Here is a 21,080-nt window from a genome sequence, read left to right as displayed (position 1 = left end):
CGTCCAACCGCCCACGCCCTTCGCTGAAAGGCACATTGCAATGACCGAACAGAGCCCCAACGACATCTACCATGCGTCCAGCTTCCTGCAGGGACACAACGCCGATTACATCGAGCATCTCTATGCTCGATACGCCGAGAACCCCGGCGCGGTGGACGAAAGCTGGCGGTCGTTCTTCCAGTCGTTGGGCGATGCGCCCGGCACCCCGCAGGCCGAGGCCGCGGGCCCGTCGTGGCAGCGCGCCGACTGGCCGCCGCAACCCTCCGACGATCTGACCGCGGCCCTCGACGGCCAGTGGCCCGCCGACCCCAAGGACGCCAAGGCCGCCGGTGACAAGATCAAGGCGAAGGCCAAAGAACAGGGCATCGAGATCACCGAGCAGCAGGTGCGCGCCGCGGTACTTGATTCGATCCGGGCGCTGATGATCATCCGCGCCTACCGCATCCGGGGGCATCTGGTGGCCGATCTCGACCCGCTGGGCATGCGCTCGCAAACGCCGCACCCCGAACTGGATCCGACCTCTTACGGCTTTACCAAGGCCGACATGGACCGTCCGATCTTCATCGACAACGTGCTGGGCCTCGAAGTCGCCACGATGGCCGAGATCATCGCCATCGTGCAGCGGACCTATTGCGGCACCTTCGCGCTGCAATACATGCACATCTCGGATCCTGAACAGGCCGCCTGGTTGAAGGAGCGTATCGAAGGGTTCGGCAAGGAAATCCGGTTCACCCAGAACGGCCGCCGCGCGATCCTGAACAAGCTGGTCGAGGCCGAGGGCTTCGAGAAGTTCCTCCATGTCAAGTACATGGGCACCAAGCGGTTCGGCCTCGACGGCGGCGAAAGCCTGATCCCCGCGATGGAGCAGATCGTCAAGCGCGGGGGCGCCCTGGGGGTCAAGGACGTGGTCATCGGCATGCCCCACAGGGGCCGCCTGTCGGTGCTGGCCAACGTGATGAACAAGCCCTACCGCGCGATCTTCAACGAATTCCAGGGCGGCAGCTTCAAGCCCGAGGACGTCGACGGGTCGGGGGACGTGAAATACCACCTCGGCGCCTCGTCGGATCGGGAGTTCGACGGCAATTCCGTTCACCTGTCTCTGACCGCCAACCCTTCGCACCTTGAGGCCGTGAACCCGGTCGTGCTGGGCAAGGTCCGGGCCAAGCAGGACCAGTTGACGGATTCCGAGCGCAAGTCGGTCCTGCCGATCCTGCTGCACGGCGACGCGGCCTTTGCCGGCCAGGGCGTGGTGGCCGAATGCTTCGGCCTGTCGGGCCTGCGCGGGCACAGGACCGGCGGCACCATGCATATCGTCGTCAACAACCAGATCGGCTTTACCACCGCGCCGCATTTCTCGCGCTCGTCGCCTTACCCGACGGATATCGCGCTGATGGTCGAGGCGCCGATCTTCCACGTCAACGGCGACGACCCCGAGGCCTGCGTCCACGCCGCCAAGGTCGCCACCGAGTTCCGCCAGAAGTTCGGCAAGGACGTGGTCATCGACATGATCTGCTATCGCCGCTTCGGTCACAACGAGGGCGACGAGCCCATGTTCACCAACCCGGTCATGTACAAGCGGATCAAGGGCCACAAGACAACCCTCACGCTTTATACCGAGCGGCTGGTGAAGGACGGCCTGATCCCCGAGGGCGAAATCGAGGACATGAAGGCCAGCTTCCAGGCCAAGCTCAACGAAGAGTTCGAGGCCGGGCGCACCTACAAGCCCAACAAGGCCGACTGGCTGGACGGGCGCTGGTCGCACATGGACAAGATGAAGGAGGGCCGCTACCAGCGCGGCCGCACCTGGATCAGGCCGCAGACCATGGCCGACCTGTCGAAGGCGCTGACCACGGTGCCCGAAGGCTTCGCCGCCCATCGCACGGTCGAACGCCTGCTGGAGTCCAAGAAACAGATGTTCGAGACGGGCAAGGGCTTCGACTGGGCCACAGCCGAGGCCATGGCCTTCGGGTCGCTGATGACCGAAGGATACCCGGTGCGGCTGTCGGGCCAGGATTCCGCCCGCGGCACCTTTTCCCAGCGCCATTCCGCGCTGATCGACCAGGACACCGAGAAACGCTACTATCCGCTCAACCACGTCCGCGAGGGCCAGGCGCACTACGAGGTCATCGACTCGATGCTGTCGGAATACGCGGTGCTCGGGTTCGAATACGGCTACTCGCTGGCAGAGCCCAACGCCCTGACCCTGTGGGAGGCGCAGTTCGGCGATTTCGCCAACGGTGCGCAGATCATGTTCGATCAGTTCATCTCGTCCGGCGAGGCCAAGTGGCTGCGGATGTCGGGCCTGGTCATGCTGCTGCCGCACGGTTTCGAAGGCCAGGGGCCCGAGCATTCCTCGGCCCGGCTTGAGCGCTTCCTGCAGATGTGCGGTGGCGACAACTGGATCGTGGCCAATGTCTCCACCCCGGCCAATTACTTCCACATCCTGCGCCGCCAGCTGCACCGGTCGTTCCGTAAGCCGCTGGTGCTGATGACGCCCAAATCGCTGCTGCGGCACAAGCTCGCGGTGTCGAACATCGAGGCATTCCAGGAGGGCTCGTCCTTCCACCGGGTGCTGTGGGACGACGCGCAGCAGGGCAATTCGGAAACCGAGCTGAAGCCCGACGACCAGATCAAGCGGGTCGTGATGTGCGCCGGCAAGGTCTATTACGACCTGCTGGAAGAGCGTGACGCCCGCGGGATCGACGACATCTACATCATGCGGTTCGAACAGTTCTATCCCTTCCCGGCGCAATCCGCGGTCAAGGAGCTGGAGCGGTTCAAATCGGCGCAGATGATCTGGTGCCAGGAAGAGCCCAAGAACCAGGGCGCCTGGTCGTTCATCGAACCGAACCTCGAATGGGTCCTGTCGCGGATCGGCTCCACGTCGGTGCGTCCGACCTATGTCGGCCGGCCTGCCTCCGCCTCTCCGGCGACCGGCCTTGCCTCACAACACAAAGCCCAGCAGGCAAACCTCGTGAACGAGGCCCTGACGATTGAAGGGAAATCTTAAGATGTCCGTAGAAGTCCGCGTCCCCACACTCGGCGAAAGCGTCTCAGAGGCAACCGTCGCCACCTGGTTCAAGAAACCGGGCGATACCGTCTCCGTCGACGAGATGCTGTGCGAGCTTGAAACCGACAAGGTGACGGTCGAGGTCCCCTCGCCCGCCGCCGGCAAGCTGGCCGAGATCGTCGCGGCAGAGGGCGATACCGTCGGCGTCGATGCCCTGCTCGCCTCGATCGCGGAAAGCGGTGAAGCGGGCTCCTCGACCGATGTCCGCGAGCGCGATGGGACAGCCCCCACCTATGACGCGCCCTCGGGCGACGACGAGGTGCGGAAAGCCGCGCCCGCCGGCGGCAGCGACGGCGGCGAGACCGTCGATATCATGGTGCCAACCCTGGGCGAAAGCGTGACCGAGGCGACCGTGTCCACCTGGTTCAAGAAACCGGGGGACAGTTTTGCCGCCGACGAGATGCTGTGCGAGCTCGAGACCGACAAGGTCTCGGTCGAGGTGCCCGCCCCCGCCGCCGGCACCCTTGGCGAGATCCTCGCCGAGGAGGGCACGACCGTCGAGGCCGGCGGCAAGCTGGCCGTGATGACCACCGGCGAAGGGTCCGGCTCCGGAGGCGCCGCCGCGGAGCCTGCCGCGACGCCGGCCTCGGACGCGGGCGACGCGCCGCAGGACGGCGCGAGGTCCGACACCGAAGACGCGCCGTCGGCCAAGAAGCTGATGGCGGAAAAGGGCCTGTCCGACGATCAGGTCACCGGCTCGGGCCGGGATGGCCGGATCATGAAGGAGGATGTCCTGAACGCCCTCAACCAGCCGAAAGCCTCCGAAGCCCCCGCCGCCAAGGCGCCGCCACGGGCGCCCTCGGCCGCGGCCGATGCCGACCGCGAGGAACGGGTCAAGATGACCCGCCTGCGCCAGACCATCGCCCGCCGCCTGAAGGAGGCGCAGAACAACGCCGCGATGCTGACCACCTACAACGAGGTGGACATGTCCGGCGTCATGGACATCCGCAACGAATACAAGGACCTGTTCTTCAAGAAGCACGGGGTGAAGCTGGGCTTCATGTCGTTCTTCGTGAAGGCCTGTTGCCACGCCCTGCAGGAGGTGCCCGACGTCAACGCCGAGATCGACGGCACCGACGTGGTCTACAAGAACTACGTCCACATGGGCGTCGCAGTGGGCACGCCCTCGGGCCTCGTGGTGCCGGTGGTGCGCGACGCCGACCAGAAGGGCTTCGCCGCGATCGAGAAGGAGATTTCCGACCTGGGCGTCCGCGCCCGCGACGGCAAGCTGTCGATGGCCGACATGCAGGGCGGCTCTTTCACGATCTCGAACGGCGGGGTCTACGGCTCGCTGATGTCCTCGCCGATCCTGAACCCGCCGCAGTCGGGCATCCTCGGCATGCACAAGATCCAGGACCGTCCGATGGCCGAAAAGGGCCAGGTCGTCATCAAGCCGATGATGTATCTCGCGCTCAGCTACGATCACCGGATCGTCGACGGCAAGGGCGCGGTCACCTTCCTCGTCCGCGTCAAGGAGGCGCTGGAGGACCCCCGCCGCCTGCTGATGGACCTCTGAACGGGACAGGCGGGGCCCGGCCGTCCGGGCTCCGCACCGTCGCGGCCATGATACGATGACAATTTGTGCAATCGATTTCCAAGCTCCCGCGCTCATGTCCTGCATGCGCAATGAAGGGGCCCACCTGATCGAGTGGCTCGGCTATCACCGCGCCATCGGCTTCGGCGCGGCAGTGCTGTGCAGCAACGATTGCGACGATGGCTCCGATCTGCTGCTCGACCGCCTGCACGCGGCCGGCGCCGTCATACATATCCGCAACGCCGTCCCGCCGGGCACCCCGCCCCAGCACAACGGCACCCGGCTGGCGCTGGCGCATCTGGCCACGACGCCGGTGCCCTGGGTGCTGCACATCGACGCGGACGAATTCCTCAACGTCCACATCGGCGCGGGCCATGTCGCCGACCTGATCGCCATGGCCCCCGAGGCGCATTGCATCGCCATCGGCTGGCGCAACTTCGGCGACGGCGGCCACGCCACCTGGCCCGGCGCGACCCTGCCCCATTTCACCACGCGCGAGGCGCATCCAGAGGCGGATGACACCTATTTCAAATGCCTGTTCCGCCCCGAGGCCTTCGGCCACGCCTGGGCGCACATGCCCAACAGCCCCCGCGTCGCGGCCCCCCGGCTTACCAATGCCGCGGGCGAGCCGCTGAAGACCGACAACCTCTTTTCCGACGTGCCGCGGGTGCGGTTCTTTCCGGTGGCGCGGGCGTACCGGCCCGATCATGCCTGCATCAACCACTACGGCGTCAAATCGCCCGACGTCTTCACCATGAAGCGCGGCCGGGGGCGGGGCGAGAACACGAAGGGCGCGGGGAAATACCGCCTCGGCTCCGAGTGGCACCGCCGCGCCAACCGCAACGAGGTCGAGGACCGCAGCATCCTGCGCCACCTGTCGGCCACAGAGACGGAAATGAACCGCCTGCGCGCCCTGCCCGGCGTGGCCGAGGCCGAGGCGATGTGTCAGACATGGTTCGATGCAGCCCGCAGGGGAGAGCCCGCCGAATGACACCTGAACTGACCGTCCTGACCCTCGCGGGCCTCTTGCAGGTCGTCCAATTCCTGCTGATGTCGATCCCGGCGAACAGGGAACTCGGGCCGGCCAAGACCGCCTCTCCCCGTGATCCGCAACGCCTCGGCACCCCGCTGACCGAGCAGATGAGCGTCGGGACAGGCCGCCTCTACCGGGCGCTGAACAACCATTTCGAGGGGTTGATCCTGTTCACCCTCGCCGTCGTGGTCGTGACCCTGGGCGAGACGGGCAACACGCTGACCGCGATCTGCGCCTGGGCCTACCTGGCCGCCCGTGTGGCCTATGTCCCGGCCTATTACTTCGGACTTTCACCGTGGCGCTCTGCCATCTGGATGGTGGGATTCCTTGCAACCACCCTCATGCTTCTGTCATCCCTCTTGCAATCTCTGTTCTGAAAACCTGCCGGAGAGACCGCACCCCGCGATTGCGGGCGCAGCGCCCCACCGACACCAGACGAAAGGAAGACCCAATGGCCCAATACGACGTCATCGTGATCGGCTCCGGCCCCGGCGGATATGTCAGCGCGATCCGCTGCGCCCAGCTCGGATTGAAGACCGCCTGTGTCGAGGGCCGCGCCACGCTGGGCGGCACCTGCCTCAACATCGGCTGCATCCCCTCCAAGGCGCTGCTGCACGCCACCGAGATGCTGCACGAGGCCGAGGCGAACTTTGCCGAGATGGGTCTGAAGGGCAAAAGCCCCTCCGTCGACTGGAAGCAGATGCTGGCCTACAAGGACAAGACCATCAGCCAGAACACCGGCGGTATCGAATTCCTGTTCAAGAAGAACAAGATCGACTGGCTCAAGGGCTGGGGCAAGATCCCCGAGGCCGGAAAGGTCACCGTCGGGGACGAGACCCACACCGCCAAGCACATCATCGTCGCCACCGGCTCCGAGCCGTCCTCGCTGCCCGGGGTGGAGATCGACGAAAAGGTCGTCGTCAGCTCGACCGGGGCGCTGGAGCTTGGCAAGATCCCCAAGAAGATGGTGGTGATCGGCGGCGGCGTCATCGGGCTGGAGCTCGGCTCTGTCTACAAGCGTCTGGGCTCCGAGGTGACGGTGATCGAGTTCCTCGACACGATCACGCCGACCATGGATGCCGAGGTCTCGCGCCAGTTCCAGAAGCTGCTGGCCAAGCAGGGGCTGGAGTTCATCCTCGGCGCCGCCGTGCAGTCGGTCGATGCGACCAAGACCAAGGCCAAGGTGACCTACAAGCTGCGCAAGGACGACAGCGAGCATACGCTCGATGCCGACACCGTGCTCGTGTCCACCGGCCGCAGGCCATACACCGACGGGCTGGGCCTGGCCGATCTGGGCGTCGAGATCAGCGAGCGCGGGCAGATCAAGACCGACGATCATTACCGCACCAACGTGGCCGGCATCTATGCGATCGGCGACGCCATCGCCGGCCCGATGCTGGCGCACAAGGCCGAGGACGAGGGCATGGCCTGCGCCGAGGGCATCGCCGGCCAGCACCCCCATGTGAATTACGGCGTGATCCCCAGCGTGGTCTACACCCACCCCGAGGTCTCCTCTGTCGGCCAGACCGAGGAAGAGCTGAAGAAGGCCGGCCGCAAGTACAAGACCGGCAAATTTTCCTTCATGGGCAACGCGCGGGCCAAGGCGAATTTCTCGGGCGACGGCTTCGTCAAGCTGCTCGCCGATGCCGAGACCGACCGGATTCTGGGGGCGCATATCATCGGCCCCATGGCGGGCGACCTGATCCACGAGATCTGCGTCGCGATGGAATTCGGCGCCGCGGCCGAGGACATCGCGCGCACCTGCCACGCCCACCCGACCTATTCCGAAGCCGTGCGCGAGGCAGCCCTCGCCTGCGGTGACGGGCCGATCCACTCGTGACGGGGGCGACGTGATGGAGCAGCCGGTGGAGCAACGCCTTGTCGCCAAGATCACGGCGGTTCCGGGCAAGGAGGCAGAGCTGGGTCAGATGCTGACCCGGCTCGTCACCGACACGCGGAGCGAAGAGGGGTGCCTGCGCTACGATCTCTACCAGGACCCCGACGATGCGGGCACCTGGATCTTCGTCGAGAACTGGGCCAGCTACGAGATCTGGCAAAAGCACGTGAACGGCCCGGGCTTTCAGGCCTTCAAGAAGGCCATCGTCGGCATCGCCGCGACCGGCCCCTACAAGTTCGACGATTTCGCCTGAAGAGGGCCCGGGGGCGGCGGGGCGCCCCGCCGCCGGCCAATCAGGATGACGTCAGCGGGATCCGCACCGAGCCCTCGACATGGGCCGCCAGCAGGTCGGGATCCCAGCCGCCGATCCAGAAACCAATCGGCCAGCCGGTCTTGGCATCGCATTCCACCGGCATGCCGATGAACTTTTCAGTCTTGGCGCTGACCTTGGCATCGAAGCCGAGGATGTCGAACGAGAACCGCTCGACCATCTGCGTCATGAAGATCCGGCGGTCGCTGGTGGGGTTCTCCAGCCCGGTCTCGATGCTCTTGATCCGCGCGTCGAGGATGGCCAGCTCGTTTTCCTGGTCGGGATAGGGCGGCTTGGCGGCAATCTCGGCCCGGTGGGACACCAGCGCATCGCGGCGGTCCTTGTTCTTCTGGACGTAGTCCCAGATCCCGGTCGAGCGCCCGACCATGTCGGGCTCGGGGTTCATGCCGGCTGCGGCACAGCGCGCCAGTGCGGCGGCCGAGGCTTTCCAGACCGGCTGATCCGGCTTGTCGGGGTCCAGCGCGTTCTTGCGCAGGATGTCCACGCCGCGGTCATTGCTGATGTGCAGGATGAAGGGCACGATCGGCTCCTGTCCCGGCAGGGTCAGCAGCCAGTTGCGGTTTTCCAGCTTCGGCCCCTCCAGCAGATCGACCTTCGCGCCGACCAGGCCTGGCAGGGTGTGATCCACGTTGTCGCCATGCAGCACCCGCGCCGCGCGGACATAGACGCCAAGGCCCGGGGCAGCCCCCGGCGCGCCCTTGTTCTCGGGGTCGTCCGGGCCGGCCTGCCACGCGGGCCAGCGGACGAACTTTTCCTCGGGGTGGAACAGGATGATCCGGTCGAGGTCGGGCTCGTTGGCATAGGCGAAGGTGTAGCCCGAGACGCCGCGCGGTTCGTCGGTGGGGTCGGGATCGGTCGGGATTCGCATCAGGCACCAGCCCGAGAAGGTCAGCAACAGGGTGGGCGTGTCGGTCATTGGGCCTCTCCTCCGATCCCAGTGGCGTTGGCAAAGTTCTGGGCGATCCGCCAGACGTTCTGGGTGACGAAGTCGATCCGGTCGTTGAGCTGCTGGTTGGGCATCTGGCCCGCCACCTCGGTCAGCGCGGCGTTCAGGGCCATCAGGTTGGCGTAGATGATCTTGAACGCGGCCGTCCGGTGCGGCAGCAACGCGATCCGCCGGTCGAACCGGAACCCGGGGCCGGCCATCCCGTCGCCCCCCGGCTTGGCGGGAAGCTCTGTCAGCAATTCGCCCAGGGGCCGGATCACCACCGTCATGACCGGGAAGAACACCGAATCCTCGATCGCCTTCGCGTCGGCCTCGTCCTCGTCCGTGGCCATGAAGAAGCGGAACAGCATCAGCATCATCGAGTTGTAGGCCAGGTCGAAGGCGAGGCTGACCTTGTTGGTCAACGGATCCTCGATCACGGTGCCATGCTTCTGCTGCACCCCCCGGTATCCGACCTTGGACACGGGCGTGTCGACCACCTTGCGCGACGGGTCGAAGCCGGGATTGTCCTGCAGCAGCCGGTCATATTCCGCCGCGATCTCGAGGAAGCGGCCGAAGTGGCTGCCCTCGATATGTTCGGGCGCCCCCTCGCCCTCTTCAAGGACCTGCTTGATGGCGTGGATCGCATCCTCGAGGTTCAGCACCGGCTTGAGGTTCATGCCGTAGATCGACATCTGGCCATCGACGCCGGGGCGCAGGTTCTCGATATTGCTGCCGCCGGTCATCGCCTCGGCCCATTTCGGCCCGATGAAGATGGTCTCGCCCTTTTCCTTGGCCTCCGCCTCGCACAGCTGCAGAAGCTTCGCGATCGAGGTATAGAGCCCGCCCAGCGTCTTGATCGTCGCGAAATCGAGCCCGGGAAAATAGCCGGTCATGGTCTTGAGCGTCTCGTGATCCATCCGCTCGGGCAGCTCGAACAGCAGGAACCGCTTGAGCGTCTCGAAATCGAACCGGGCGAGTTTCGAGTCGATGTCGGTCTCGTAGAAAGCAGGGTCCAGCGGGAAATCGGGCCGTACGAGGTGCGGCGCCTCGCCCAGCGCGGTCAGGACGTTGTTGACGTAGCCCAGATGCTCCATCTCCTGCCGGGCGATCAGCATGATGGTGCTGCGCCAGCCGCGCACCTTGTCCAGCTCGGCGGCGGTCAGACCCTCGGTCATCTCGCGCTTCAAGGCAAAGCCCGCGAACAGGTACTGGCAGGTCAGCGAATGCTCCAGCTCCGCGGCCTCGCACAGCATCGCGGCCAGCCGCATCCGGCGGTAATGAGGATCGTTGACGTCAATTTCGGCGGTCATGGAGGGCTCCGTTTCTGACGGGTCAGGGGCGTGAATGGGGGTCGTGGGGCCGGTTTCCAGCGGGTGGCCGCGGGCCGGTGCGCCGGCCAGAAGCTGCACCAGGCGCCTGCCCAGACCAAAGGCGTATCGGCCCACCGTCATGACCGCGCCGGTGCCATGGTGGCGCCGGTGGCGTCCAGCAAGGCGCGGGCGGCCTGCTGGTCGGGGTCATCGAACCCTTCGGTCAGCGCGGAATAGGCCCGGGCCAGCATGTCGCGCGCCTCGACGAAGGCAGGGCCTCCGGCGGCGCGGCGCCCCTGGGCCAGCTTCAGCGCGGCGCGAAGTTCATAGGTCAATGTGCCGTCGCCCCGGGCGACCTCTATGGCCCGAAGATAGGCCGCATCGGCCTCGCCCGCGGGGGCGCCGGTCAGACGCAGGACATCGCCGTGGATCGAGTGGATCTCGGCCGCGCCCAGCAGTTCGGCGTTGCGCTCCTGTTCCTCGAAAGCCCGGGCGATCTCGGCCCGGGCCGCGTTGGCCCGTCCGGCGTTGGCGAGCGCCTCGGCGTAATAGGCGGTATAGACCGGCCGGGTCGCCCCCATGGTGCGCCAGCCCTCCATCCCTTCGGAGGCGATGGCGATGCCATCGTCATGCCGGCCCGACATCGCCAGCGCCCAGCCCTTGTAGAGCTTCGATTGCACCACGACGTGGGGAAACTGCTGTTGCTCGGCCCGCATGATGATGCCGTCGACGGCCTCCAGAAGCTGGTCGTAATTGCGCCGCGACAGCTGCAGCGACAGAAAGCCCAGCTGGGACCAGACCTCGGTGAAGGGGTGGGGATTGCGCTCCATCGCCTCGAAGGCGGCGCGGAACCGGCCGGACGCCGATTCCGGCAGGCCCATCATCGATTCCGCGAAGCCCATCTGCAAAAGGGCGGCGACGCCCTGGTTCTTGCCGCATTGGGCCACATGGGCGGTGTGCGCGTCGGCGTCGAACAGCCTGACCGCGCGGAGCAGGTGCGGCAGGCCGCCCTCCATGTCGCCGCTGTAGAGCTTCGCCGCGCCCAGCTCGAACTCGGCGGCCATGATGATCTCGTCCTCGCCGGTCTGCTCGGCGAGCGCCACGAGTTCGCAAGCCAGCGGGATCGCCTCGTCGAAATTGCCGGTCATGATGTAGTAGCCGACCAACCCCACGGCGATCGGATACATCTCGCCCTCGGCCCCGACCTCGGTCCAGAGCTCGCGGGCGCGGCTGTAGTTCTCGACAACCTCCGGCGCGGTCCAGCCGCCGGTCATGGTATGGGCCATGCCGCTGAGCGTGGACAGCCGCAGGTCGGCCCGCAGCCTGTCCGACCCCTCCGGCGCACGCTCCAGCGCGGCACGGGCCCGCGCCAGGTGCTCGGTCGCCTCGAGGTTCGCGAAACGCTCCATCGCCTTCTCCGCGGCGGTCACGAAGGCGCCGACAGCCTCCAGGTGCCGCTCGGCCTGCGCCAGGTGCTCGGCGACCCGCTCGGGGACGGCGGCCTCTCCGGTGCTGCCCTGCTGAAGGGCCTCCGCGATGCGCCCGTGAAACAGGCGGCGGCGGCTGTTGAGCATGGTCTCGGCAAGCGCGTCCGAGATCAGCGCGTGTTCGAACATGTAGATCGGGCCGGCCGCGGTCTCGCGCCGGGCGACGAGGTTGTTCGACAGCAATTGCCGCAGACCACCGTAGACCGCGTCCGCGGGCTGCCCCAGGGCAGAGATCAGCAGATCGGGCCGGAACTCGCGCCCGATCAGGGCGGCGACCTGCACCAGCTCGCGCTCAGACCCGGCCCGGTCGAGCCGCACCATGACATGGTCGCGAATCGTGTCCGGCAGGCCCACGACCTCGCCCGAGCCGAGCCGTTCGAACCCCATTTCCAGCGCGGTGCGGGCCAGCTCTTCGAGAAACAGCGGGATGCCCGCGCCGCGCTCGACGATCTGGTCGACGACGTCCTCGGGCAGGGCGGCGGCGCCCACCGCGACCTTGGCAAAGGCGCGGGCCTCGGCGTCGTCCAGGCGCCCGACCTCGATATGTTCGGCCCCGGGCCAGTCCGGCACGCCCTCGGGCCGGGTCGAGAGCACCACCAGCAGCCGCGCAGTCGCCACCCGCGCCACGAGGCTTTCGACCAGCTCGCGGGTGGACGGGTCGACCCAGTGATAATCCTCGATTACGATCATCAGCGAACGGATTTCCAGCTCGGCGTCGATCAGCGCGCTGAGCAGCTCGAAGGTCATCGCCCGCAGGCGCTGCGGCGAAAAGCCCTTGAGCCGGTCGTCCAGCACCGGCACGTCGAGCAACTGCGCCACGAGCGCGGCCTGCTCGTCCGAGACCGGGTGCACGAGGTCCCGCCTTATGTTGGCATCCCAGGCCTCTGGCGTGGCCGGGGCCGGGGTCTCGATCCGGCTGCGAAGCCATTCAGTGACCGGATAGAAGGCGGTCGCGGCACCGTCGGGGGCACAGAACAGCGGCACGACCCGCGCCGTCTCGTCCAGCGACCGCACGGTGAGTTCGTGCAACAGGCGCGACTTGCCGATCCCGGGCTCGCCCGACAGGATCAGCGCCCGCCCGGTGCCCCGCTGTGTCGCGGCCACGGCGGCATCGATCCGGGCGACGGCATCGGCCCGGCCGACCAGGGCACTCATGCGGTCGGCGCGCAGGACCTCGAACCGGGAGCGCGGCCGCGCGACCCCCGTCAGCCGCCAGAGCGTCACCGAATCGCCCAGCCCCTTGAGCGGGCGGGGCGGCATCGCCTCGGTATCGAGCATGCCACCGATCTGGCGCCGGGTGCGCTCGTCGATGCAGGTCTCGCCCGGGGCCGCCTCTGCCTGCAGCCGGGCGGCGAGGTTGGGTGCCTCGCCGACGACGCTCATCTCCAGCGCCGTGCCGCGGCCCATCATCTGGCCGATCACCACGTTGCCGGTGGCGATGCCGATTCGCACGCCCAGCGGGCTGCCGTCGGGCCAGCGCAGGGCGCGGGCGGCGTCCTGGATCGCGAGCGCGGCGCGGGCCGCGGCCTCGGCCTTGGCCTCCAGCGCACGGGGAAAGCCGAAATAGGCCAGCGCGCCGTCGCCCATGTACTTGGCCACCAGCCCGCGTTTGCGGGCGGTCTGGTCCGAAACCATGTTGAGGAAGGCCGACAGCGTGTCGCGCATCTCTTCGGGGTCCGTCCGAGAGGCCATCTCGGTAGAGCCGACGACGTCGCAGAACAGCACCGTGACCTGCCGGCGTTCGCCGACGGGGGGCGAATCGGGGGCGGCCGCGCCCAGCCGGGCGATCGCGTCCAGCATCCGGCGGCGGTGCCCGACCTTGGTCACGCCGATGTCGCGCAGGTCTTCGGAGGTCAGGGACTTCAGCACATCGACGGTCACGCCTTCGTCCTCGAAAGCGCGTGCATACTCGGCCAGGCCGATCTCGCTAAGCCAGTCGATGACGCTAATTTTCGTTGCCCCCGGAAGACTTGACGCCAAAACAGGTGAATTATTTCCCCTAGGGAATGTTGCACCGCCCGACTGCGCGGCGCAAGCTTTGCACCGAAGGCAGGGACGGGAGACGGCATGTCGGCTGGCGATCGGTGGAAATTTGTGGCGCTGGTCACGGCGATGCTCGCGGCGATCCTGGTGCCATTCGCGCTCTGGGGCGATCAGCTCGAGTCGTTCGCCTTGCGGCTGATCGACGGGGCGGACCCGGCGGCCATGGCGGGGGTCGTTGTCGGCGCACTTGCGCTGGACGTGGTGCTGCCGCTGCCCTCCAGCGTGATCGCCACCGCCAGCGGCGCGGTGCTGGGCCTCTGGCCCGGGGCGTTGGCGGGCTGGGCAGGGCTGACGCTGGGCTGCGTCGGCGGCTACCTTCTGGGCCGGCTGGGGAACGCCGCGCTGGTGGCCCGAATCGTCAAGCCCGCCGCCCAGGCCCGGGCCGAGGAAGCCTTCGCCCGCAGCGGGCCGGGCCTTTTGTTGCTGGCACGGGCGGTTCCGGTCCTCGCCGAAGCCTCGGTGGTGACAGCCGGCGCGCTGCGGATGCCGTTCGGCCCGTTCCTGGCCACGACGACCCTGGCCAACCTGGTGATCGCGCTGGCCTACGCGGCGATCGGGGCGCTGGCGGCCTCGGCGCAGATGGGGTGGATCGTGCTCGCGACCCTGGGCCTGCCCGGTGTCGCCTGGCTGCTGATGCGCCGCAACGACACGGAGCGAACTGCAGGGCTGCAATGACGATCGACGCCGCTTTGCTGTTCAATGCGATCGGTCTGACGGGGACCGTGCTCTATATCGGGTCCTACGCGCTTTTGCAGTTCGGGCTGATCCGGGGCAGCAGCCTGACCTACACGCTGATGAACCTCGCGGCCGCCTGCTGCGTGCTGATCTCGCTGAGCGCGACGTTCAACCTGTCCTCCGCCCTGATCCAGTCGAGCTGGATCGTGATCAGCGTCGTCGGTCTGCTGCGCCTGTGGCTGCTGAGCCACCGCGCCCGCTTTACCGAGGAGGAGGCCGAGCTGATCTCGGGTGCGCTGCCGTTTCTGTCGAAGCCCGCCGCGCGCAAGTTCCTCGACGCGGGCCGCTGGCAGGAGGTCCCCGCCGGCACAGTTCTGGCCCGGATCGGAGAGCCCGTGCCCGGGTTGCACTACATCAGCCGAGGCACGGCCCAGGTGCGGCTGGGCGGAGAGATCATCGCCAATGTCGGCAAGGGCAGCTTCATCGGAGAGATGACCGTCCTGTCGGCGGACCCGGCCAGCGCCGACGTGGTCGCCGCGTCCGACCTGCGGCACTTCATTATCGTGCGCGAGACGCTCGTGCGGATGTGCGACCGCGACGAGAACCTGCGCCAGAACATCGAGTTCGCCCTGGGGCGCGACACCCGCGCCAAGTTGATCGCCACCAATTCCGCGCTGCGGGCCCGGCTGGGCTAGGCCTTGATCGGCGCGGGGCTTGGTGCTTGAAGGGCCGAAGACCACGAGAGGACCGCCCGATGACTTTCGACCGTTCGCTGAAGATCGCGCCGTCGATCCTCGCCGCCGACTTCGCCGATTTCGGCCGCGAGGTGCAGGCGGTCGAGGCGCAGGGCGCCGACTGGATCCACGTAGACGTGATGGACGGGCATTTCGTGCCCAACCTCACCTTCGGCCCGCCAATGGTGAAGGCGCTGCGGCGCCACGTGACGACGGTGATGGACGTTCACCTGATGATCGCGCCGGTCGACCCCTTTATCGAGGCCTTCGCCGAGGCAGGCGCCGACATCCTGACGGCCCATATCGAGGCCGGGCCGCACATTCACCGCACGCTCCAGGCGATCCGGGCGGCGGGCTGCCGGGCCGGGCTGGCGCTGAACCCGGGCACCAGCGTCCAGCTTGCCGCGCCGCTTCTGGACATGTGCGACCTGGTCTGCGTCATGACCGTCAACCCCGGCTTCGGCGGGCAGTCCTTCATCGAAAGCCAGCTCGACCAGATCCGCACCCTGCGCGAGATGATCGGCGATCGCCCGATCCATATCGAGATCGACGGCGGCGTCGATCCCGGCACCGCCCCGCGGGTCGTGGCGGCCGGCGCCGATGTGCTGGTGGCGGGCTCGGCGGTCTTCAAGGGCGGTTCCGTCGCGGACCCCGCGCCCTACGGCGCCAATATCGCCAGGATCCGGGCCGCGAACAAAGCTTAACATGACATGGATCAAAGCGGATTGAGGACGGCCGCGCTAACCGTGATGGATGAGATTGACCGTCCGCACAAACTTGGCGATGCGCGCCCTTATGACCTGCGCCGTTCACGCCCCCGACCTCGTTCGCAAGAGCGACATCGCGAGGGTCTGCAACGGGTCCGAGGCGCATTTCGGCCTGATCGTGAACCAGTTGGCCCAGACCGGGCTGATCTGCACGGTGCGCGGTCGCCGGGGCGGCCTGAAACTGGCGCTGCCGGCGGACGAGATCGTCGTCGGGCACGTGTTCCGGCTGTTCGAATCTTCGGTGCCCTTCACCGAATGCTTCGCCGGCGGCGAGGATGACTGCCCGATCAAGTCCGCGTGCCGCCTGCGCGGTGCGCTGGAGCGGGCGCTCGAGGCCTTCTACGCAGAGCTGGACAAGGTGACGCTGGCCGACCTCGTCCATGGGAACAGCGGCCTCGGCTCCCTTCTCGCCTTCCCGGTGGCGGAGGCCCGCTCGGGCCCGCACTAGGCCGGTTGCGGCGACCCCGAGGTAAACTCGCGCCTTGACTACGGGACAAAGTCCACCTTTCCTGCGCCCTGACCGCTCGGCGGCAAGGGGAAAAAGATGGCGCGCGTCCTGCTTTATTATGCTCATCCCGGCAACCGCTTCAGCAAGGCGAACACCGCGCTTCTGACCGCGGCCCGCAGCGTGGACGACATCGACATCGTCGACCTCTATGCCGAGTACCCGAGGTTCGACATCAACGTGGACCGCGAGCAGGAGCGCCTGCTCGCGCACGATGTGATCGTGCTGCAGTTTCCGCTGTTCTGGTATTCCGCGCCTGCGCTGGTCAAGGAATGGATCGACCTCGTGCTGGAGCACGGATTTGCCTATGGCGAGGGCGGCGAGGCACTGTCAGGCAAGACCATGATGCTCGCCCTGACGGCGGCCGGACCGGAGGACGCCTACGCGCCCGACGGCTATCAGCGCCACGAGCTGCGCACCTTCCTGACCCCGTTCGAACGGACGGCGGGCCTTTGCTCGATGACCTTCCCGGCGCCCTACGTGCTTTACGGCTCTCTAAAGGCGGCCGAGGCGGGTGCGCTCGGACCTCATGTCGACGGCTACGTGCGGCTGCTGTCGGCGCTGCGGGACGACCGCTATGACCTCGGCAAGACGGAAGGCGTGGCAGTGCACGACCGCCTGCCCATCCGCGAGGGAGCCCCCACATGACCGATTTCCTGCTGTTGGCCTTCATCTTCCTGATCGCCGGGGTCGTGGCCGTGCCGATCGCCTCGCGCCTCGGGCTGGGCTCGGTCCTGGGGTATCTGATCGCGGGGATCGTGATCTCGCCGCTGCTGGCGCTGTTGTCGGTGGACGTGGTGAAGATCCAGCATTTCGCCGAATTCGGCGTGGTGATGATGCTGTTCCTCGTGGGGCTGGAGCTGGAGCCGAAGCTGTTGTGGGAGATGCGGGCCAAGCTGCTGGGCCTGGGCGGGATGCAGGTTGTCGGGACCGCGGCCGCCGTGATGGGCGTGGCGATGCTTCTGGGCCAGCCCTGGACCATCGCGCTGGCCATCGGCCTGGTGCTGGCCCTGTCCTCCACCGCCATCGTGTTGCAGACGCTGAACGAAAAGGGCCTGATGAAAAGCGACGGCGGGCAGTCGAGCTTTTCGGTGCTCCTGTTCCAGGACATCGCCGTGATCCCGATGCTGGCGCTGATCCCGCTGCTGGCAATGCCGGGCCTGATGGATATCGCGCCGGACACCGCCTCGGCGACCGGGATCGCGGCCCCCGCCGATCCCGGCGTCGATCAAGGTGCCGACCACGGTTCCGACCACGGAGCCGAGCCCGCCCACGCGACGGCCGACGGCCACGCGGCCGAGGAGGACCATTCCGGCGAGGGCGGCCACGGCAGCGGGCTGAGCCTGGTAGACGGCCTGCCGGGCTGGGCCGCGACGCTGGTGACCCTCGCCGCCATCGGGGTGGTGATCCTCGGCGGGGTGTTCCTGACCCGGCCGACGTTCCGCTTCATCGCGAGCGCGGGCCTGCGGGAGCTTTTTACAGCGACCGCGCTGATGTTCGTGATCGGCATCGCGCTTCTGATGTCGCTGGTCGGGCTTTCGCCGGCGCTCGGCACCTTCCTCGCCGGTGTCGTGCTGGCCAACAGCGAATACCGCCATGAGCTGGAGAGCGACATCGATCCGTTCCGGGGGCTGCTGCTGGGCCTTTTCTTCATGACCGTCGGGGCCGGGATCGACTTCAGCCTGCTGGGCGCGAACCTGCTGCCGATCCTGGGCATGACGCTGGGCCTGATCGCGCTGAAGGCCGCCGTGCTGCTGGTGCTGGCGCTGGTGTTCCGGATCCAGGGCGCCGACCGCTGGCTCTTTGCGCTCGGCCTGGCCCAGGCGGGGGAGTTCGGCTTTGTCCTTCTGTCGTTCACCGTGGCGAACGACGTGATCCCGGTCTCGGTCTCCAGCCAGCTGTTGCTGGTGGTCGCCCTGTCGATGCTGCTGACGCCCGCGCTCTTCATTCTGCACGAGCGGGTCATCGTGCCCCGCTTCGCCCGCACCGAGGAACGCGAGGCGGACGATATCGAGGAACCCGGCGGCGTCATCATCGCCGGCCACGGCCGCTGGGGCGGGATCGTCAACCGGATGCTGCGCGAGGCGGGCTTTTCCACCACCGTGTTGGACTACAATTCCAGCCAGCTGGAGGCCATGCGCACCTTCGGCTTCCGCGTCTTCTACGGCGACGCCACCCGGCCCGACCTGCTCGAGGCCGCGGGACTGGCCGAGGCCCGGATGATCGTCGTGGCCATCGACGACCGCGACAAATGCACCGAGATCGTCCGCTACGTCCTGGCCACCCACCCGAAGGTCCACGTCATCGCACGGGCCCGCGACCGGCACCACGTCTACGAGCTTTACGCTGCCGGTTGCCGCGACATCATCCGCGAGACCTTCGACAGCGGCGTCCGCGCCGGCCGCTCGGCCTTCGAGGCGCTCGGCGTCCACCCGTTCGATGCCGAGCGCATGTCGCGCCAGTTCGTCACCAACGACCGCGACGCGATGCGGGCGCTGGCCGAGGTCTATGACCCCGACATCCCGGCGGCCGAGAACCCGGCCTATGTCGCCAAGGTCAAGGAGATGATGACCGAACGCGAGGCCAAGCTCAAAGGCGAGGAGCGCAGTTTCAACACCCGCATCGACCGCGCCTGGTCGCCGCCAACCCCCAAGGACGTAGAGGCCGAACGCCGCGCCGCGGACGGCACCGCCTGATGTCGGAGGGCAAGTTCCGCACAGGCAGCCTCTGGCGCCATGTCACTGTAATGTCGCTGACCTCAAGCATCGGGTTGATGGCCATGTTCGCGGTTGATTTCGTCGACATGATCTTCATCGCGATGCTGGGCAACGCGGCGCTCGCGGCAGCGGTGGGCTATGCCGGGACGCTGCTGTTCTTCACCAATTCGATCAACATCGGCCTGTCCATCGCCGCGGGCACGCTGGTCGCCCGCGCGATCGGCGCGGACCGCGACCGCGATGCCGCCGAATACGCCACCAGCGTGGCGATGTTCGGCCTGCTGACGGGGCTTGCGCTGCCGGTCATTGTGCTTTGGTGGCTGCCCGAACTGCTGGGCCTTCTGGGGGCTGAGGGCGAGGCGCTGCGGCTGGCGACCCGCTATGTCACGATCATCGTGCCGACGATGTCGGTGCTCTCCGTGGCGATGGTCGGCATGGCCGTCCTGCGGGCCAACGGCGATGCGCGCCGGTCGATGATGGCGACGCTGGTCGGCGGAGCCGTCAACGCCGTGCTCGACCCGCTGTTCATCTTCGGCTTCGGCCTGGGGCTCGACGGCGCGGCGATCGCCTCGGTCATCGCCCGCTGCGTCATCGCGTTCATGGCGCTCTACCCGGCGATCAAGGTCTACAAGGGCTTCGCCCGCCCCCGCGCCGAAATGCTGGTGCGCGACGCCCGCGCTGTCTCGGCCGTCGCGGTGCCTGCAGTGCTGACCAGCATCGCGACTCCGGTGGGCAGCGCCCTGGTGACCCGCGAGATGGCGCGATTCGGCACCGATGCGGTCGCCGGCATGGCGATCATCGGCCGACTGACGCCCGTGGCCTTCTCGGTCGTGCTCGCGCTTTCCGGCGCCATCGGTCCGATCGTGGGCCAGAACTTCGGCGCGGGGCAATTCGCCCGGGTCCGCGCGGCCTTCACCGTGGCCGTGCAATTCACCGCCGTCTATGTGGTTGGCGTCACCCTTATCCTCTTCGCCGTCCGTCAGCCCCTTGCCGGCCTGTTCGAGGCCGAGGGGCTGACGCTCTCGCTCCTCTACCTGTTCTGCGGCCCGCTCGCGCTGGCCTCCTTTTTCAACGGCGTGATCTTCGTGGCGAACGCCTCGTTCAACAACCTGGGCCACCCGATCTACTCCACCTGGGTGAACTGGGGTCGGCACACGCTGGGCACCTGGCCCCTTGCCGTGGCCGGCGCGGCGCTGGCCGGGGCGCCGGGGGTGCTCATCGGCCAGGCGCTCGGCGGGCTGATCTTCGCCGCCATCGCCGCGGGCCTCGCGCTGCGGGTGATGAACGGCCTCGAGACACCGAAGAGCCCCGACGCCTTCACCGAGCACCGCCGGTTTCATCTGCTGTTCGGCCGGGGTCAGCCCTAGGCCCGCGGGGGCTGACACGATCGGTGGCCCGGGCCGTGTTCGGACCGGTGGCCTGAACGGCCCGATCCGTGCAATGCTGGGTGGCCCGCCGACGCGGCCCCAAGACGTTCAACAAGGAGCATATCATGACAAGACACGCCCCTCTGGCAGCCACACTCGCGCTCTGCGCCGCCCTCACCCCCGCTGTCGCCGCGCAAGAGACCGAGGCCGCGGCCCAGCCGGAGCCCCCCCGGGAGCGCGTGACCAACGGGCAGAGGTTCGGCGCCTGGGCCGTTACCTGCGAGGCGATCGCGGTCGGCGAGACGGCCTGCGTGCTCAGCCAGCGCCTTGTCCAGTCGGGCGGCGATGCTTTCCTGGCCGAGATGCTGGCCTTCTGGTCCGCCGACGGCACAGAGAGCTATGTCGCCGTGCGGGTCCCGAATGGTGTCTTCTTTCCCTCGGGCTTCGCGATCCGCGCGGCGGACGCGCCGGAGGATGCCGAGCAGACCATGTTCGAATGGCAAAGCTGTTCGCCCGACCTTTGCGAGGGCCTGCTGCGGCTTGACCCCGAGGCGCTGGAGGAGTTCGAGGGCGCGGGCGAGGTGCTCGCCGGCTACCGCCCCGGGCTGCGGGCCGAACCGCTGGTGTTCCGGATGAGCGTGTCGGGCCTTGCAGAAGGCCTTGCCGCCCTGCGCCGCTGACC

Annotated in this window: 17 protein-coding genes; 14 read left to right on the top strand and 3 right to left on the bottom strand. The window is 67.6% G+C overall.

The window, feature by feature from the left end; all coding sequences use genetic code 11:
- The first annotated feature begins 40 nt into the window (after positions 1–40).
- The 6 genes from ROA7023_RS03340 to ROA7023_RS03315 all read left to right on the top strand — a co-directional run bounded on the left by ROA7023_RS03340 (position 41) and on the right by ROA7023_RS03315 (position 7,787).
- Positions 41–3,010: a 2-oxoglutarate dehydrogenase E1 component gene (locus tag ROA7023_RS03340; RefSeq protein WP_085877585.1), complete on the top strand. Its 2,970-nt coding sequence runs from the start codon at positions 41–43 to the stop codon at positions 3,008–3,010.
- A gap of 1 nt (position 3,011) precedes the next feature.
- Positions 3,012–4,586 carry a 2-oxoglutarate dehydrogenase complex dihydrolipoyllysine-residue succinyltransferase gene (gene odhB / locus ROA7023_RS03335; protein ID WP_085877584.1) on the top strand — a complete coding sequence of 525 codons (1,575 nt, stop codon included), beginning with the start codon at positions 3,012–3,014 and terminating at the stop codon, positions 4,584–4,586.
- Positions 4,587–4,689: 103 nt separating this feature from the next.
- A complete protein-coding gene (locus ROA7023_RS03330) occupies positions 4,690–5,595 on the top strand; it encodes a glycosyltransferase family 2 protein (RefSeq protein WP_159458433.1) in 906 nt (301 codons plus the stop codon).
- A complete protein-coding gene (locus ROA7023_RS03325) occupies positions 5,592–6,014 on the top strand; it encodes an MAPEG family protein (protein ID WP_085877582.1) in 423 nt (140 codons plus the stop codon). The genes ROA7023_RS03330 and ROA7023_RS03325 overlap by 4 nt, the downstream gene beginning before the upstream one ends.
- A 74-nt stretch (positions 6,015–6,088) precedes the next feature.
- Complete coding sequence (gene lpdA, locus ROA7023_RS03320) at positions 6,089–7,477, top strand: dihydrolipoyl dehydrogenase (RefSeq protein WP_085877581.1); 1,389 nt, start codon at positions 6,089–6,091, stop codon at positions 7,475–7,477.
- Positions 7,478–7,502: 25 nt separating this feature from the next.
- Entirely contained in the window at positions 7,503–7,787 is a 285-nt protein-coding gene (locus ROA7023_RS03315) for a putative quinol monooxygenase (RefSeq protein WP_159458432.1), read from the top strand.
- A 40-nt stretch (positions 7,788–7,827) separates the two neighbouring features.
- Here the strand turns inward: ROA7023_RS03315 and ROA7023_RS03310 are convergent, their stop codons facing one another.
- The 3 genes from ROA7023_RS03310 to ROA7023_RS03300 all read right to left on the bottom strand — a co-directional run bounded on the left by ROA7023_RS03310 (position 7,828) and on the right by ROA7023_RS03300 (position 13,570).
- Positions 7,828–8,781 carry a hypothetical protein gene (locus ROA7023_RS03310; RefSeq protein WP_085877579.1) on the bottom strand — a complete coding sequence of 318 codons (954 nt, stop codon included), beginning with the start codon at positions 8,779–8,781 and terminating at the stop codon, positions 7,828–7,830.
- Positions 8,778–10,103 carry a ferritin-like domain-containing protein gene (locus tag ROA7023_RS03305; RefSeq protein WP_159458431.1) on the bottom strand — a complete coding sequence of 442 codons (1,326 nt, stop codon included), beginning with the start codon at positions 10,101–10,103 and terminating at the stop codon, positions 8,778–8,780. Before ROA7023_RS03305 ends, ROA7023_RS03310 begins: the two co-directional genes overlap by 4 nt.
- Before the next feature lie 137 nt (positions 10,104–10,240).
- Positions 10,241–13,570 (bottom strand): adenylate/guanylate cyclase domain-containing protein, encoded by a 3,330-nt coding sequence (locus ROA7023_RS03300; RefSeq protein ID WP_159458430.1) that lies wholly within the window; start codon positions 13,568–13,570, stop codon positions 10,241–10,243.
- A gap of 87 nt (positions 13,571–13,657) precedes the next feature.
- Between ROA7023_RS03300 and ROA7023_RS24345 the strand changes: the two genes are divergently transcribed.
- The 8 genes from ROA7023_RS24345 (at position 13,658) to ROA7023_RS03265 (ending at position 21,078) form a co-directional block, all read left to right on the top strand.
- Positions 13,658–14,308 carry a TVP38/TMEM64 family protein gene (locus ROA7023_RS24345; RefSeq protein WP_159458429.1) on the top strand — a complete coding sequence of 217 codons (651 nt, stop codon included), beginning with the start codon at positions 13,658–13,660 and terminating at the stop codon, positions 14,306–14,308.
- Positions 14,305–15,003: a cyclic nucleotide-binding domain-containing protein gene (locus ROA7023_RS03295; RefSeq protein ID WP_085877576.1), complete on the top strand. Its 699-nt coding sequence runs from the start codon at positions 14,305–14,307 to the stop codon at positions 15,001–15,003. The genes ROA7023_RS24345 and ROA7023_RS03295 overlap by 4 nt, the downstream gene beginning before the upstream one ends.
- Positions 15,004–15,062: 59 nt before the next feature.
- Positions 15,063–15,746 carry a ribulose-phosphate 3-epimerase gene (rpe, locus tag ROA7023_RS03290; protein WP_085877575.1) on the top strand — a complete coding sequence of 228 codons (684 nt, stop codon included), beginning with the start codon at positions 15,063–15,065 and terminating at the stop codon, positions 15,744–15,746.
- 49 nt (positions 15,747–15,795) lie between these two features.
- Positions 15,796–16,257, top strand: coding sequence for an RrF2 family transcriptional regulator (locus ROA7023_RS03285; RefSeq protein WP_085877574.1), 462 nt, complete (start codon positions 15,796–15,798; stop codon positions 16,255–16,257).
- A 96-nt stretch (positions 16,258–16,353) separates the two neighbouring features.
- Positions 16,354–16,962: an NAD(P)H-dependent oxidoreductase gene (locus ROA7023_RS03280; RefSeq protein WP_085877573.1), complete on the top strand. Its 609-nt coding sequence runs from the start codon at positions 16,354–16,356 to the stop codon at positions 16,960–16,962.
- Positions 16,959–19,010, top strand: coding sequence for a cation:proton antiporter domain-containing protein (locus tag ROA7023_RS03275; protein WP_085877572.1), 2,052 nt, complete (start codon positions 16,959–16,961; stop codon positions 19,008–19,010). Before ROA7023_RS03280 ends, ROA7023_RS03275 begins: the two co-directional genes overlap by 4 nt.
- Entirely contained in the window at positions 19,010–20,398 is a 1,389-nt protein-coding gene (locus ROA7023_RS03270; RefSeq protein WP_085877571.1) for an MATE family efflux transporter, read from the top strand. Before ROA7023_RS03275 ends, ROA7023_RS03270 begins: the two co-directional genes overlap by 1 nt.
- A gap of 125 nt (positions 20,399–20,523) precedes the next feature.
- Positions 20,524–21,078: an invasion associated locus B family protein gene (locus ROA7023_RS03265; RefSeq protein WP_085877570.1), complete on the top strand. Its 555-nt coding sequence runs from the start codon at positions 20,524–20,526 to the stop codon at positions 21,076–21,078.
- Positions 21,079–21,080: the final 2 nt, after the last annotated feature.

It is taken from the genome of Roseisalinus antarcticus (assembly GCF_900172355.1).
GTDB classification, from domain to species: domain Bacteria; phylum Pseudomonadota; class Alphaproteobacteria; order Rhodobacterales; family Rhodobacteraceae; genus Oceanicola; species Oceanicola antarcticus_A.
The sequence above is the reverse complement of the archived record's forward strand: the minus strand, read 5'-3'. Positions and strand labels throughout refer to the sequence as shown.

What these genes read in the sequence shown, in the direction of transcription:
- ROA7023_RS03330 (WP_159458433.1), top strand. Translation starts at nt 4,690, where the DNA reads ATGCGCAATGAAGGGGCCCACCTGATCGAGTGGCTCGGCTATCACCGC.
- ROA7023_RS03310 (WP_085877579.1), bottom strand. Translation starts at nt 8,781, where the DNA reads ATGACCGACACGCCCACCCTGTTGCTGACCTTCTCGGGCTGGTGCCTG.
- ROA7023_RS03280 (WP_085877573.1), top strand. Translation starts at nt 16,354, where the DNA reads ATGGCGCGCGTCCTGCTTTATTATGCTCATCCCGGCAACCGCTTCAGC.
- ROA7023_RS03305 (WP_159458431.1), bottom strand. Translation starts at nt 10,103, where the DNA reads ATGACCGCCGAAATTGACGTCAACGATCCTCATTACCGCCGGATGCGG.
- ROA7023_RS03275 (WP_085877572.1), top strand. Translation starts at nt 16,959, where the DNA reads ATGACCGATTTCCTGCTGTTGGCCTTCATCTTCCTGATCGCCGGGGTC.
- ROA7023_RS03265 (WP_085877570.1), top strand. Translation starts at nt 20,524, where the DNA reads ATGACAAGACACGCCCCTCTGGCAGCCACACTCGCGCTCTGCGCCGCC.
- odhB (WP_085877584.1), top strand. Translation starts at nt 3,012, where the DNA reads ATGTCCGTAGAAGTCCGCGTCCCCACACTCGGCGAAAGCGTCTCAGAG.
- ROA7023_RS24345 (WP_159458429.1), top strand. Translation starts at nt 13,658, where the DNA reads ATGTCGGCTGGCGATCGGTGGAAATTTGTGGCGCTGGTCACGGCGATG.
- ROA7023_RS03295 (WP_085877576.1), top strand. Translation starts at nt 14,305, where the DNA reads ATGACGATCGACGCCGCTTTGCTGTTCAATGCGATCGGTCTGACGGGG.
- ROA7023_RS03270 (WP_085877571.1), top strand. Translation starts at nt 19,010, where the DNA reads ATGTCGGAGGGCAAGTTCCGCACAGGCAGCCTCTGGCGCCATGTCACT.
- ROA7023_RS03340 (WP_085877585.1), top strand. Translation starts at nt 41, where the DNA reads ATGACCGAACAGAGCCCCAACGACATCTACCATGCGTCCAGCTTCCTG.
- lpdA (WP_085877581.1), top strand. Translation starts at nt 6,089, where the DNA reads ATGGCCCAATACGACGTCATCGTGATCGGCTCCGGCCCCGGCGGATAT.
- ROA7023_RS03285 (WP_085877574.1), top strand. Translation starts at nt 15,796, where the DNA reads ATGAGATTGACCGTCCGCACAAACTTGGCGATGCGCGCCCTTATGACC.
- ROA7023_RS03325 (WP_085877582.1), top strand. Translation starts at nt 5,592, where the DNA reads ATGACACCTGAACTGACCGTCCTGACCCTCGCGGGCCTCTTGCAGGTC.
- rpe (WP_085877575.1), top strand. Translation starts at nt 15,063, where the DNA reads ATGACTTTCGACCGTTCGCTGAAGATCGCGCCGTCGATCCTCGCCGCC.